The sequence below is a fragment of the Comamonas jiangduensis genome, from assembly GCF_030162955.1.
GTDB lineage: Bacteria > Pseudomonadota > Gammaproteobacteria > Burkholderiales > Burkholderiaceae_C > Comamonas > Comamonas jiangduensis.
Genome location: NZ_JARXOV010000022.1, coordinates 20,846 through 35,704, shown reverse-complemented (window position 1 = coordinate 35,704; position 14,859 = coordinate 20,846). Strand labels below are relative to the sequence as shown.

Genomic DNA, 14,859 nt, shown 5'->3' with positions numbered 1-14,859 from the left:
ATAGCTTTTACGCAGATGCAGTAAGCGCTGTTAGCTCCATATTTAGGAGTGTCTTGGTGGCGACCGATTGCGCAAGACTTAGCTGCTGAGCACGGTGTCCGCCTCGTGGCTTGCGCCATAGGCGCGCGTCCACGCTTCAAACTTCGCAGCAGGCTGTGGGCGGCTGAAGAAAAAGCCTTGCCAATAGCTGCAGCCATTGGCCGCCAAGAAGGCGCGCTGGGCTTCCGTCTCCACCCCTTCCGCAATCACTTGCAATCCCAGGCTGTTGCCCAGCGCAATGATGGAACATGCAATCGTGGCATCGTTCACACTGGTCTCCACTTCACGCACAAAGCTCTGGTCAATCTTGAGCTTGTCCAGCGGCAAGCGCTTGAGATAGCTCAGCGAGGAATAGCCGGTACCAAAGTCATCCAGCGAGAAGATCACACCAATTGCCTTGAGCTGCACCATCTTGCGAATGGTGTCTTCCACGTCCGTCAGCAACATGCCTTCGGTCAATTCCAGCTCCAGCAGATCGGGTGTGGCACCAGTCACCTGCAAAGCTTGCTGCACCTTGTCAACAAAGTCAGGCTGGTAGAACTGGCGCGGGCTGACATTGACCGACATGGTCAGATGCGCCAGTGCCGGGTCCTGCGCCCAGCGTGCCAACTGGCGGCAGGCCGCATACAACACCCATTCGCCCAAAGGCAAAATCAGGCCCGACTCTTCGGCTGCAGGCACAAACACCCCGGGCGGAATAAACCCCTTGGTGGGGTGCTGCCAGCGCAGCAGCGCCTCTGCACCAATCACCTTGTCATGCTGCACCTGCGGCTGGAAGAAGAGATCAAACTCATGGCGCTCCAGCGCCATGCGCATGTCTTTCTCCATTTCCACACGGGCGCTGACCGCTTTTTGCATACTGGGGTCAAAAAACTGCAGGGTGTCGCGCCCCGCACTCTTGGCCTGGTACAGCGCCAAGTCTGCGCGTTTGAGTAGCTCCTCGACCGAGTCATCTGGCCCGCAAAACACCACCGCCCCCATGCTGACGGTGACGTGGAAATCTTGGTTGTTCAGATAAAACGGCGTGCGCAGCGCTTGCAAGATGGCACCACCCACTTGCTCCGTGCAGCGGCCGGCCTCCAAAGAATCAACGGGCAAATCTTCCAGCACCACCGCAAATTCATCACCACCTTGGCGCGCCAAGGTGTGGCGCCCGGCTATGCAGCTGCTCAAGCGGGTGGCTACCAGTCGCAGCAAGGCATCGCCATGGTCATGCCCCAGGGTTTCATTGAGCGACTTGAAATTATCAATGTCCAAAAGCAGCAAGGCGCCCTTGTTGCCATGCCCGCGCTGACTGCGCATCAGGGCTTCTTCCAGACGATCCAGCAGCAAGCGGCGATTGGGCAATTGCGTCAATGTGTCGTAATAGCCCAGCCAACGGATTTCTGCCTCCGCCGCTTTGCGCTGGCTCACGTCAACAAAGCTCAGCAAGATGCGGCCACACAAGAAACGGCCCGACACCTCCATCGCAAGCTCTTGGCCGTTTTTGCTGCGCAGCAAATACTCCATCGCCGGCATGTTCACGCCTGTAGGCACCACCTCGCAGCGCCCGGCATTCAGGCGTTGCAGCAAGGTAGCGTGCTGCTGCATATCTACGCACAAATGGCGCCACATGGTGGACTCATCGGACATATCGCTTTGCGCCCAGCCCGTCATCACCTCAAACTGGTGGTTCACGAACTCGATATTGCCCACCGGCCCCACGACGACCAAGCCCACCGGCATGTAGCGCAGCATTTCGCTGGAGTAAGCCTCACGCGCCTGCAACTGCTGCTGCATCACGCGCCGCTCCGTCACATCCATGAGCAGCACAAAGTGGCGGCCCAACAGCCTGCCGTCCACACTTTGCAGTGGTGACACCCAGAACTTCACCCAAATCTCGCCGCCGTCTTTGCGTACCATGCGCTGCGTCACATTAAAGTGCTGCAGGCGCCCCTCAATCAGCTGACGCTCCAGGCGCTGGCATTCATCGCGGTCTTGGGGGTGGATGAGATCATGGATGCTCATGCTCCCCAGTTGCTCACGGCTGTAACCCACAATGTCCGCAAACCGCGCGTTGGCACTGACGTGGCTACCGCTGGCAGGCTCTATCTCGGCCACACCAATTGCCGACTGGTTAAACAAGGCTTTAAGGCGGTCGGTGCGTTCGCGCAGCAGGTTGTACTTGGCCTTGGCCTGCACCTGAGCGCGCGCGCGCTGCAGTGACAGCAGCAACACCACGGCTGCCAGCAACAAGCTGGCCCCCAAACTGCTGACGCCAATAATCACCGGAAACATGCGCTCTACCGAAGAGAGCATGGAGTCGCTGGCCACGAACTGCAGCGACCACTGGCGCCCCAGCACCGAGATGCTGTGCTGGGCAGACGCCAAGAATGGCTGCTGCGCCGTCCAGGGCGGCGCCACCACCGTCACTGGCACCATGTGCCCTTTGGTGGGGGTGGTGTCTTCAATGGCCAGCATCATGTGCGGCAGCATGCCGCGATCACGGAATTGCGCGACCAATGCATTGACACGCACGCTGACATTGAGCACCCCCAGCAGAGCTTGCGCGCCCTGCGCATCAGTCTGCTCTGCCAGCACAGGCACGCTGATAAGAACCCCGACCGCATCGGAGCCGGCATCACTCAGCGTCATGGGACCGCTCATCACGGCGTCTTGAACCTGCTGCACCCGTTCAATTTGTGCGCGTACAGCCGGTTGCTGCATGGCATCCAGGCCCGACAGACTGCGCTTGGCCCGCAAGGGCCACACTTCATCGACGATGAAGTACGTGGACTGCGTCAGCGGCCAGGCGGGCATTGCACTTTCATCGACCCGCAGCTGGGGCGACACCTCCTGCAATAGCTGCGCTCTGCGCTGCGCATAGTCTTGCGCAGACATTTTGCGCACCAAGGTCATCCCTTCCACACCGGGATAGCGCTGCGAGATATCTTCCACCAGCTTCAAGTTTTTGAAGATTTCATGCACTTCGCCGGGATTGGCCTCGAGCAGCGGACGCATTACCCGCACGTAGTCGGCATAGGAGTACAGCCTTTGCTCTAGCGTGCTGGTAAAGAGTTGTGCCTGCTCTTCCAAGCGCTCTTGCACCGTCTGCGTCTGACGCTGCGCCAGCACATGCCACAGCCCCACACTCAATGCAGCTCCGACAGCGAGCGCAGCTGCTGCAGGCCACCAGATATGCAGCTGCCGACGAAGCTTGGGACTAAATGTCATAGGTGAGGCAAAAAAGGGGCAAAAATCAACGGATTTGTATCGCAGCAATTGCAAACAACAATTACTTGCCCGCAAGCATAACCTTGCTCGGCCCCTGAATCTTGCAAACCAGTGGCCTAAATAACGCTTCTAAACCCAGGTCAAACAGGCCTTAAACCTGCGTGGTACTCCGCCATCACTTGCTTGAGCAAGCGCCAAACGGTCTGAATTCTCAGCAATCCTTTGGCCTCTTCGGGCATGGACATCCAAAAAGTGCGCTCAAACTTGGCCTGCTCTGGCATCACCCGCTGCAGCAAGGGGTCACGATCGGCCAAAAAAGCGGGCAGCACCGCCAGCCCGGCCCCAGCCCGCACCGCGGCGTACTGCGCGGCAATGCTGGTGCTGCGAAACACATACTGCATCGGCTTGTGCATTTGCGCCAGCAATTGCAGCTCTTTGGAAAACAGCATGTCGTCCACGTAATCAATAAATTGGTGATGCCGTAAATCGTCGCAATTGCGCACCAAGGGTCTGCGGGCCAAATACTGGCGCTCTCCATATAGATAGAGGTGATAGTCCGCCAGCTTGCTGACCACCACCGTCGCGCGCTTGGGGCGCTCCAGGGAAATGACGATGTCTGCCTCCCGGCGCGACAAATGCATCAGACGTGGTAAAGCCAGCAAATCGACCGACAACTTGGGGTACTGCTGCGCCAGCAACGCCAAAGGCGCTGCCAGCAACTGCACGCCCAGCCCCTCCGTCACCCCCACTCGCACCAGGCCAGCGACTGCGCTGGGCTGCGCCGCAGCTTGCTGCCCCAAGTGCTCCATCCCACGTGCCGCTTGCTCCATGGCCTGCGCCACGGGCAACAGTTGCCGCCCCGCCTCATTGAGCTTGTGGCCCGACGCCTCACGGACAAAAACTGGATGCCCCAGTTGCTGCTCCAGCGCCTGAATGCGCCGCGCCACGGTGGTGTGCTCTACCCCCAGCACGCGCGCCGCCCCTGCCAAGGTGCCCGTCTGTGCCAGTGCCGCAAAAAAACGCAAGTGATCCCAGTCCATGGCTCGCAGTGTGCCTGTGCTTTTTTGCAAAGCCAAGGTGCGTAAACGCGTATTGCCCAAGCAGATTTGCACATCTACGATGCCTGCATATGTGCTGCAAAAGCCACCCCACAGACACCCACCAACCAAGGAGACACGCCATGAATGCCCCCACTTCCTCCCAAGTGCTTGCGCCCACCGTCAAGCTGCTGATCAACGGCCAGCTGGTCGAATCCAAAACCACCCAGTGGCGCAACGTGGTCAACCCGGCCACCCAGGAGGTGCTGGCCCGCGTGCCCTTTGCCACCCCCGAGGAAATCAACCTGGCGGTGAGCAACGCCAAGGAAGCCTTCAAGACCTGGAAGAAAACCCCCATCGGCACCCGCGCCCGCATTTTCCTGAAGCTGCAGCAGCTGATTCGCGAGAACATGAAGGAGCTGGCCGCCATCCTGACCGCCGAACAGGGCAAGACCCTGCCCGACGCCGAAGGCGACGTCTTCCGCGGTCTGGAAGTGGTGGAGCACGCCGCCAACATCGGCACCCTGCAACTGGGCGAGCTGGCCAACAACGTGGCCAACGGCGTGGACACCTACACCCTGAACCAGCCCCTGGGCGTGTGCGCCGGCATCACCCCCTTCAACTTCCCCGCCATGATTCCGCTGTGGATGTTCCCCATGGCCATCGCCACCGGTAACACCTTCGTGCTCAAGCCTTCCGAGCAGGATCCCATGGTCACCATGCGCCTGTGCGAACTGGCACTGGAAGCGGGCGTGCCCCCCGGCGTGCTGAACGTGATCCACGGCGGTGAAGACGCGGTGAACGCCATCTGCGACCACCCCGACATCAAGGCCATCAGCTTCGTGGGCTCCACCAAGGTCGGCACCCACGTTTACAACCGCGCCAGCCTCAACGGCAAGCGCGTGCAGTGCATGATGGGCGCCAAGAACCACGCCATCGTCCTGCCCGATGCCAACAAGGAGCAGTCGCTCAACGCCCTGGCCGGCGCCGCCTTTGGCGCGGCTGGCCAGCGCTGCATGGCGCTGTCGGTGGTGGTGCTGGTGGGCGAGGCACAAAAATGGATCCCCGAGCTGGTGGCCAAGGCCAAGACCCTGAAAGTCTCCGCCGGCACCGAACCCGGCACCGACGTGGGCCCCGTGGTCAGCTGCGCTGCCCTGTCGCGCGTGGAAAGCCTGATTGAACGTGGCATTGCCGAAGGTGCAGTGCTGGAACTGGATGGCCGCAAGCCCCAGGTGGCTGGCTACGACAAGGGCAACTTTGTCGGCCCCACCATCTTCAGCGGCGTCAAGCCCGGCATGAGCGTGTACGACCAGGAAATCTTTGGCCCCGTGCTGTGCATCGTGGCAGCCGACGACATCGACCAGGCGATTGAGTTCATCAACGCCAACCCCAACGGCAACGGTACGGCCATCTTCACGCAAAGCGGCGCCGCCGCGCGCAAGTTCCAGGAAGAAATCGACGTGGGCCAGGTCGGCATCAACGTGCCAATCCCTGTGCCTGTGCCCCTGTTCTCGTTCACCGGCAGCCGCGCCTCCAAGCTGGGCGATCTGGGCCCCTACGGCAAGCAGGTGGTGATGTTCTACACCCAGACCAAGACAGTCACCGCGCGCTGGTTCGACGACTCGACCACCAGCCACGGCGTGAACACCACCATCAGCCTGAAGTAAAGCCTGCGCACAGCATAGCTGCCAGCGCAGATACAGCGGGCGTTAGCAGCCAATTTGGCATTGAATTCTGGGAAGATGCTGGGCATGACGCTCCGCCTTCTTTCCCGGATTCAGTACGCCACATTGGCCGCCAGTTGGCTGCTGGCAGGCTCCGCACTGGCGCAAGCGGGTGCTGCCTGTGATCCGCAGTCTGCAGACACCGCCAGCACCAACGCCTGCGCCGTGCAGCGCTTTCAGCAGGCCGACAGCGCGCAGAACATCCTGTATGGCGATGTAATGCGCGCCCTGTCAGCCCATGAACGCCCCGCATTGCGCAAAGACCAATCCGCGTGGAGCCGCCAGCGCAGCCAGCACTGCAAAGCCCAGCACGCAGACGCTGAAGGCAGCCCCGACTGGCCCCAGCGCCTGCACGACTGCCTCACGCAGCTGACCGAACAACGCCGCCAAGCCTTGATGCATTGGCTGCACGAAGGCCGGGCACCGGGTTCCTGATCCACCTGAACCGCCGCACGGGCCAGCCGACCAAGAAGAACAAGGAGACACCGCCATGGACTTTGAACTCAGCGCAGACCAACGCGCCTTTGCCGACACCGCGCGCCAGTTCGCCCAGACCGCCCTGGCCCCGCATGCCGCCGAATGGGACCGCGAAGCCATCTTCCCGCGCGAGGCCATCGCCCAGGCCGGTGAACTGGGCTTTTGCGGCCTGTACGCTCCCGAGAACACCGGCGGCCTGGCCCTGCCGCGCCTGGATGCCACGCTGGTGTTTGAGGAGCTGGCCGCCGTGGATCCCAGCACCACCGCCTTCATCACCATCCACAACATGGCCACCTGGATGCTGGGCACCTGGGCCACCGAAGCCGTGCGCACCACCTGGGGCGAGGCACTGACCAGTGGACAGAAGCTGGCCAGCTACTGCCTGACCGAACCCGGCGCCGGCTCGGACGCCGCCTCGCTCAAAACCCGGGCCGACAGGGACGGCGGCCACTACGTGATCAACGGTGCCAAAGCTTTCATCAGCGGCGCAGGCAGCACCGACGTGCTGGTGCTGATGGCCCGCACCGGCGCCCCCGACTCGGGCGCCAAGGGCATCAGCGCCTTTGCCGTGCCGGCCGATGCCACGGGCATCAGCTACGGCAAGAAGGAAGAGAAGATGGGCTGGAACAGCCAGCCCACGCGCGTCATCAGCTTTGACAATGTGCGCATCCCGGCCGACCACCTGCTGGGCCAGGAAGGCGAAGGCTTCAAGATCGCCATGAAGGGGCTGGACGGCGGGCGCATCAACATCGCCACCTGCTCCATCGGTGCCGCCCAGGGCGCACTCACCCAGGCGCAGCAGTACATGCAGGAGCGCAAGCAGTTCGGCAAGGCCATCGCCAGCTTCCAGGCGCTGCAGTTCAAGCTGGCCGACATGGCGACCGAGCTGGTTGCCGCGCGCCAGATGGTGCGCCTGGCTGCCAGCAAACTGGATGCCTCCGCCCCCGACGCCAGCACCTACTGCGCCATGGCCAAGCGCTTTGCCACGGACGCCGGCTTCATGGTCTGCAACGAGGCCCTGCAGCTGCACGGCGGCTATGGCTACATCCGCGAGTACCCGCTGGAGCGCCTGATGCGCGATGCGCGCGTGCACCAGATCCTGGAGGGCACGAACGAGATCATGCGTGTCATCATTGCCCGGCGCATGCTGGAGGCCGACGCGCCCGACGCCATCCGCTGACATTTTTCATAGCTGGCAGCGCGCACTGCACCAGCCTCAACGCCATTTTTCACACCAAAACCACCATGCCTGCCCGCCCGCTTTCCGAAGACACCTTGCAGCTCATCGACGCCGTGCGCGAAGCGCTGCTGGATGCCGGCGAGGTCGAGGAAAAGCGCATGTTCGGCTGCCATGTCTTCATGGTCAACGGCAAGCTGTGCCTGGGTGTGGAAGGCGACGAGCTGCTGGTGCGATTGCCGCCAGACACGCACGCCGCCGTGGCGGAAACGCCGGGCGTGCGCACCCTGTCCAGCAAGGGGCTGATGGACGGCTACTTCTACATCAGCCCCGCCGCCTACGCCACGCGCGCACAGTGGCAGCACTGGATCGCTGCGGCCCTGGCCTTCAACCCGCTGGCCAAGGCCACGCGCAAGAAGGCCGCACGCGGTGACGGGGCACCGACGCGCTCTCTCAAAGAGAGCACACCACGGTCTTCCAGCCTGCGCAAAACGGCCAAAACACCCAGCAACACGAAGGCCACGCCGCGCTCGCCTGCGCGCAAGCACTCCGTGTTCGATGACGACGCCTGACCGGCCCGGAGATCCGCCATGCCCATCCGCATCGTTCAACTTGGCAGCCCGCGCAGCGCGGGCGAAGGCCTGCGCATCGGCACCGTGCGCCGCCCGCCGCGCGGTGTGCCCAAGGCCGAATTTGCCCGTCGCGACTATTACGACGTCTGGTACCCGGAGCTGTCGCCCTCGGCCGAACTCATGGCCCTGGGCCAGGCGGCGCAGAAAAACGGCGACGCCAAGGACTGGCAACAGTTTGAGAAAGCCTTTCGCAAGGCCATGGCCGAAGCCCCGGCGGCGCGCACGCTGGACCTGCTGGCGGCGTTGTCGCACCACGGCCGTTTCGCCCTGGGCTGCTATTGCGAGGACGAAGCCCGCTGCCACCGCAGCATTTTGCGCAGCCTGCTGGCCGAGCGCGGGGCCGACTTCAGCATAGGCCAGCTCACATTGCAAGACTTTTAGGCCTCCTACCCTTATCACACCAGCGCAGACAGCTAGTTTTTTTGAAGATTACAACCCCAGTTCAACACCACCAGGAGACAACGGTATGACCACCATCGCTTTCATCGGCCTCGGCAACATGGGCGGCCCCATGGCCATCAACCTGCAAAAAGCCGGCCACGCCGTGCGCGCCTTCGACCTGTCCAAGGAGGCCGTCGCCAAGGTGGTCGCTGAAGGCGCCACCGCCGCCTTCAGCGCACAGGACGCTGTGCAGGGCGCCAAGGTGGTGGTCACCATGCTGCCCGCCAGCCAGCACGTGGAGGCCCTGTTCCTGGGCAAGGACGGCGCCCCCGGTCTGCTGGCCAGCATTGCGCCGGGCACGCTGGTGATCGACAGTTCCACCATCGCCGCCGCCACCAGCCAGAAGGTGGCCAAGGCGGCCGATGCCGCCGGCATCGACTTCATCGACGCCCCGGTGTCGGGCGGCACGGGCGGCGCGATTGCGGGCACGCTGACCTTCATGGTCGGCGGCACCACGGCACAGCTGGAACGCGCCCAGCCCTACCTGGAAAAAATGGGCGCCAACATCTTCCACGCCGGCGCCGTGGGGGCCGGCCAGACCGCCAAGATCTGCAACAACATGCTGCTAGGCATTCTGATGGTGGGCACCAGCGAAGCCATCGCCCTGGGCGTGGCCAACGGCCTGGACCCCAAGGTGCTGAGCGAGATCATGCGCCGCAGTTCCGGCGGCAACTGGGCGCTGGAAAAGTACAACCCCTTCCCCGGCGTGCACGAGAATGCCCCTGCCAGCAAGGGCTATGCCGGCGGCTTTGGCACGGACCTGATGCTCAAGGACCTGGGCCTGGCCCAGGACAACGCCATCGCCACCAAGGCCAGTACCCCGCTGGGCGGCATGGCACGCGCCATCTATGCGGCCCACAGCATTGCGGGCCACGGAGGCCAGGACTTCTCCAGCATCATCAAGATGCTGCAAAAACCGTGATGGCCTGAGCCGCCACGGTTGATTCACCTCCCAGGCCGCCAGGCATGTGTCTGGCGGTTTGTTTTTTGGGGGGCGATGGCGCGTCGTGCAGACGAACCATTAGGCGAACCTGTTGGGGCCCTCTCTGCCATGCCCCACGGGTCGTAGAGCCCGGGCTCAAATACACGGAGCCGTCAATTGGGTGCGCTGGCCTCATCGTCTTCACGGGAAAGCACTTTCCCGGCCAAGGTATACGGATTGGTGCGCAAGCTGGGGTGGAAAAGTGCTACGAATCACTCGGTTTTCAGGCGGCGGAGGATGTCTATGACAAGGGTGGCATCGCCCACATCGACGTGCTGAAACCAGCAGTATCGGTCGCTGGATTTGCAGTGAGATGGCGTGCTCAGGTAAAGGCCCCCCGTTAACGCCAAGTGCCGCAAGCGTCACACCCTGAGCTCCATGCATGGTGCATATGGTGGCCCTCTACGCTGCCCAGCCAAACACGGAAGTACCAGTTTGCACCGGCCTCCATGCATCAATTCCAGCTTTCGCTATGTGACGAAAAGAGGGATACACGCCAGCGCCACGGGTTGTCCAAGGATTTTCCCCCATCACGAGCCGCGCCATGATCAACCAAGAGCGTACTGCGGAGTGGTCTTCAAAAACTCCAACGTCTTTTCAAAAGGCAAGGGGCGGCTGAAGAAGTAGCCCTGCATCTCGCTGCACCCCAATTGGTGCAGTATCTCCAGTTGCTGCGCCGTTTCTACGCCTTCGGCAATCACGTTCAGCTTGAAATTCTTGGCGATGCCCACAATCGCCTGGATGATGGCGTAGGAGTCCTGCGACAGGCCCAGGTCACGCACAAAGGATTGATCGATCTTGATGCGATTGACCGAAAACCGGCGCAAGTAATTCAGCGATGAATAACGCGTGCCGAAATCATCGATGGAGATGTGAATCCCGGTATCGCGCAAGCGCTGAATGCGCGCAACGATACTTTCAACATCCTTCATGAGCAGGCTCTCGGTGATTTCGATGTCCAGCAACTGGGGGGGCACGCCAAACTCCTCCAGCGGCAGCTGGATACGCTCCATGAAATCACTTCGATCGAATTCACGGGGCGAGAGGTTGATGCCAAGGCGCAGATTGTCAAAACCCATGGCACTCAAGGCCGCAAAATGGGAACAGGCCTTCCACAGCACCCAGTCACTGATGGCCACAATCAACCCTGTTTCCTCAGCAATCGGGATGAAAACATCGGGGCTGATCATTCCTTCCTTGGGGTGGTGCCAACGAATGAGCACCTCCAAACCTGTCGCTTGACCAGTCAAAGCCTCGATCTGCGGCTGAAAGTACAGCTCGAACTGGTCGCCCTGTTTGACGGCTTCACGCAGGTCATTCTCAATCGACAAGCGGTTCAGGTAGGTGGTCTGCATGTGCGGCAAAAAAGCTGCGCAGCCATTTTTGCCCTGCCCTTTCACCTGGTACATGGCCATGTCGGCGCAGCGGATCAGTTCTGCGGCATTCGTCGCGTCTTCCGGATAGACCGCAACGCCAATGCTCGTCGTAGCCAGAAACTGCGTATCCGAGACCCTGAAGGGCTTGCGCAATTCCTCCTGGATTTTTTCCGTGATCACGGCAATGTCATCGCGATGCGCCAGGGACGGCAGCAAGACGGTGAATTCATCCCCACCCTGGCGCGCCAGGGTGTCGCCATTGCGCAGGCATTTGCGCACACGCGCCGCAAACTCCCGCAAAAGCTGGTCGCCAACGGCATGGCCATAGGTGTCGTTGACCAGCTTGAAGCGATCCAGATCGAAAAACATCACGGCCAGTTTTTCTTTGCGGCGGCTCGCCTCGACAATGGCCATCTCCAGGCGATCCATGAACAGGTTGCGATTGGGCAGCTTGGTCAACAAATCGTGCAAGGCCTGAAAGGCAATTGTTTCTTCTGCGCGCTTGCGCTCGGAAATGTCGCGGGCCACGCCAGCTGTGCCCAGAAAGCGTCCTGTCTGCCCGATATCCTGGGCCTCATACACGCCCTGGGTACTCAGGATGGCCGTGATCTCGCTGCCGCTGCTGGCCTTGGGCGATACCGGATTGACGCGAAAGCGCACTTCCTTGTTGCTGGTGGCGCGCAGACCGACACGCCGCTCCTTGAACGCATATTGCACGTGCAGGTAGTCGCGCGGGTCGACGATCAGCGAGTAGTGCTTGCCAATCAGCTCATCGGCCTCGTACCCCAACAGGCTGTATACGCGGCTGTTCATGAAGGTAAAAAAACCTTCTCGGTTGAGCGTAAAGATGATGTCGGGGGACTGCTCCACCAAAAATCGGTGCAAACGTTCCGAGTGCTTGAGCTGGGCCGAGATGATGGCGTGCTCCTTGTCCCGCTGCCGGTGGTTCAAAGCACGCTCGACCGCCAGCAACATATCGTCCGGATCGCAATCCTTGCGCAAAAACTCAAAAGCCCGGTAGCGCAAGGCATGGATTGCGGAATTGATGGATTTGTCAGCGCTGAAGACAATCACGGTGGTGTTGATCTTGTTGGCGGTCAACCACTCCATGATCTCCAGCCCCGAAATGTCCGGCAGCTTCAAATCCAGGATCACCAGATCGATTTTTCCCTCTTTGAGCTTGGACAAGGCTTCTTGTCCATTCTCGGCCTCCTCAATGACCCGCTGCTCATGGGCCAGCAAGGTTTTGTAGGCGGTTCGAAAGCGTGCTTCGTCGTCAGCAATCAAGAGATGGCAGCCTGTCTCCAGGTTTTGAGGGCTGTCGGGAACGCCCAGGATGCTGATGGCATTCATGTGAGTGCGCTCTCCGGTATGAATTTTGGAACCAGTAGTTCGATGCAGGTCCCCGTTCCCGGCTGGCTGCGGCAGGTGATCAAAATTCCTTCCTGCTTTGCGAGCCGCCCCACCAGTGACAGGCCCAATCCACGCGTTTGTGTCGCGGAAACGGCTGCAGGCTCGTACAGGGTGCGGATTTTTGCTTCGCTGATGCCAGGACCCGTGTCATCAATCCGAAGCTGCGCGTAAGGGGCGCCCCCGTGCACCACACCGTCAATCAGGGCAATTTTGACCAGCTCGCCCGCCCCCAATGCCTCTGATGCGTTCTTCCAGAGATTGAGCACGATCTGCTTGAAACTGTCGCGCCCCACAGAGGCAAGGATTTCAACCGTGGGCACTTGCTTTTCAACCCGGATCCCTTTTTGTTTGAATAGGGGATCAGCATACAGGGCCAGAAAATCGCTCAGCACGCCCGCCAGATCAATGCTCTGGCGGGCGGCGTGCTGGGCTTGGTCATCGGCCATTTTCCCGACGATAGCGGCAACACGGTCAATTTCTTCAGTGAGGATTCCCAGTTCCTGGCGAACGCCGTCTTCAGGCAGCTTGCGTTCCAGAATCTTCAAATAGCTCTTGATGATGCCGAGCGGATTGCCTGCTTCATGAACGATCTGGCGCGCGTGCCGGGTAAATTGCTGACTCCGCTCCTCCTCGGCCTGCTGTTGCTGTTGCTCAGCCACCAGCACCACATCCAGGCTCAACGCAGCAATTTTTCCAAAATGGCTCAACCACGGAATGCGTCGCTGCAGGCCTGCGTATTGCTGGGAAGACAGACCGCAGAGGATGACGCCCACCGTCCGCTGGCGGGCCACCATCGGAATGCACAACAGGCCCTCCGCCGAGAGCGCGCGCACCAATTGCTGGTCGAGCAAAGCCAACGGCTGGGTGCTGGCAAACGATGCGCTGACTTGGCGATCAGCGACAGCGGCCGCCGCCAGACATCCGGCAGGAGCCAAGGGGATCGAGAGGTGGCAAAAAAGCGAAGGTTGGTCGTCCACCCCATCGCCCGTCAATACAGTACCTGAAGCATCAACCAGCAAGATGGCCATGCTTGGCAGCTCAAACAAAATGCGCGCAGACTCTCGCAGCGCCAGCAGCACCTCCTTGACGTTGCCAAGTTGCAGCAAATCCTGCTGCAGCGGCTGCAGCAAAGCCATACCGCCCACCATCACTGACAGCTCGCTATCGGCAGGGCTGAGCGCCATGACGGGGGCACTGGTCGCGGGCACCTGCTGGATGGCTCGTTGAGGAAATTCCGCAGCCACCGCAATCCCCATGGCCTCCACAATCTGCCGGGTGCGCTCCACCGCACGCGCTCGCGTCGCAGCCAATGCCGCTTGGTCGATGGAAAGCGCGGTGCGCTCAATCAGTGCCCCGTATTCGACCGCGTCCTCCTCCAGCGCCGTGAGCGCCTGCGCGAGCCACACGGCTTGTGGCAATACTGTCGCTGCGGCTATCTCAGTGGCACGGGCATGGTGAAACGCAATACCATCGCCCAGCACCGAGTTCAGCCCCCAATGAGCGATCAGCCACGCCCCGACCTCACCGTGTGTAGTGCCAAAAAGCTGTTCCTCATCGGCAGTCAGCGAAGGGTGTGCCGATACATTTGCCAGGAACTGACGATAGGGATCACCGATGGCCTGCAGCAAAATCAATTCACCGATGTCGTGCAGCAGACCGGATAAATAAGCGTCGTCCGGGTTTTTCAAACCGGCCTGCTCGGCAATGCCCCGTGCAAGCTCACCCACCAGCAATGAATGGCACCAGAAATCCGCCACTTCGGCCGATGCAAGCTGGTTGTCTTTGTCAAACAGCCTTTGGATGGACAGGCACGTGACCAAAGCGCGCACCAGTCGAATACCGATGGAAGTGAGGCAGTCCTCAATCGTTGTGAGTTCTTTCGCTCGCCGCAGCGCAGGCGAATTGGCGACCGACAGAATGCGGCTCGTCAAGCCAGGATCTTGGCTGACAATCTGCGCCAAATCGGCAATAGAAGACGCCTCATCCTCCATGGCACGCATCAGATGCACCAAGACTTCAGGTGGCGACGGGATCCTCCCGGTTGCTACGAACTCCCGAACGACCTCTGGTAGTCGATGCATGGCTGGCATTGCTTTGATTTGTGGTTGTGTCAAATACTTTATAAGTTTTTATTGATACAAAAACAATAAATCGGCACAACAGCGCCTACTTGATCATCACAAACAACAACTCACAGAGATATTGCATTCGAAAGCGCCTTTGTCCTACATGTGCGCTGTTGCTTATATCGATGTGCGACTAGCAGTAGTCTTGAGGCATGAGCAGCCTGCCCAGCATTTTTTGCAACTAGACCATTCACAGCCCAAACAACCTCTAACGTTTACTGC

General features: G+C 60.7%; 10 protein-coding genes. 6 read left to right on the top strand and 4 right to left on the bottom strand.

Going from position 1 to position 14,859, the window contains the following annotated elements; genetic code table 11:
• Positions 1-78: 78 nt before the first annotated feature.
• Entirely contained in the window at positions 79-3,252 is a 3,174-nt protein-coding gene (locus QEP12_RS15340) for a bifunctional diguanylate cyclase/phosphodiesterase (RefSeq protein ID WP_284214789.1), read from the bottom strand.
• A 140-nt stretch (positions 3,253-3,392) separates the two neighbouring features.
• Positions 3,393-4,292 (bottom strand): LysR family transcriptional regulator, encoded by a 900-nt coding sequence (locus QEP12_RS15335; protein ID WP_219164776.1) that lies wholly within the window; start codon positions 4,290-4,292, stop codon positions 3,393-3,395.
• Positions 4,293-4,432: 140 nt separating this feature from the next.
• Here QEP12_RS15335 and QEP12_RS15330 point away from each other — a divergent pair, with 140 nt between their 5' ends.
• The 6 genes from QEP12_RS15330 (at position 4,433) to mmsB (ending at position 9,662) form a co-directional block, all read left to right on the top strand.
• A complete protein-coding gene (locus QEP12_RS15330; RefSeq protein WP_284214788.1) occupies positions 4,433-5,956 on the top strand; it encodes a CoA-acylating methylmalonate-semialdehyde dehydrogenase in 1,524 nt (507 codons plus the stop codon).
• An 84-nt stretch (positions 5,957-6,040) separates the two neighbouring features.
• On the top strand, positions 6,041-6,448 hold the full coding sequence (locus QEP12_RS15325; protein ID WP_284214787.1) for a lysozyme inhibitor LprI family protein: 408 nt from the start codon (positions 6,041-6,043) through the stop codon (positions 6,446-6,448).
• A gap of 55 nt (positions 6,449-6,503) precedes the next feature.
• Positions 6,504-7,670, top strand: coding sequence for an acyl-CoA dehydrogenase family protein (locus QEP12_RS15320; protein ID WP_174863581.1), 1,167 nt, complete (start codon positions 6,504-6,506; stop codon positions 7,668-7,670).
• A gap of 65 nt (positions 7,671-7,735) precedes the next feature.
• On the top strand, positions 7,736-8,239 hold the full coding sequence (locus QEP12_RS15315) for a TfoX/Sxy family protein (protein WP_174863582.1): 504 nt from the start codon (positions 7,736-7,738) through the stop codon (positions 8,237-8,239).
• A gap of 18 nt (positions 8,240-8,257) precedes the next feature.
• Entirely contained in the window at positions 8,258-8,680 is a 423-nt protein-coding gene (locus QEP12_RS15310; RefSeq protein ID WP_174863583.1) for a DUF488 domain-containing protein, read from the top strand.
• Positions 8,681-8,765: 85 nt separating this feature from the next.
• Positions 8,766-9,662, top strand: a complete 897-nt coding sequence (gene mmsB, locus QEP12_RS15305) for a 3-hydroxyisobutyrate dehydrogenase (protein WP_284214786.1) — start codon at positions 8,766-8,768, stop codon at positions 9,660-9,662.
• A gap of 608 nt (positions 9,663-10,270) precedes the next feature.
• Here mmsB and QEP12_RS15300 read toward each other — a convergent pair.
• Positions 10,271-12,451 (bottom strand): EAL domain-containing protein, encoded by a 2,181-nt coding sequence (locus tag QEP12_RS15300; protein WP_174863584.1) that lies wholly within the window; start codon positions 12,449-12,451, stop codon positions 10,271-10,273.
• A complete protein-coding gene (locus QEP12_RS15295; RefSeq protein ID WP_284214785.1) occupies positions 12,448-14,592 on the bottom strand; it encodes an HDOD domain-containing protein in 2,145 nt (714 codons plus the stop codon). Before QEP12_RS15295 ends, QEP12_RS15300 begins: the two co-directional genes overlap by 4 nt.
• Positions 14,593-14,859 lie beyond the last annotated feature (267 nt).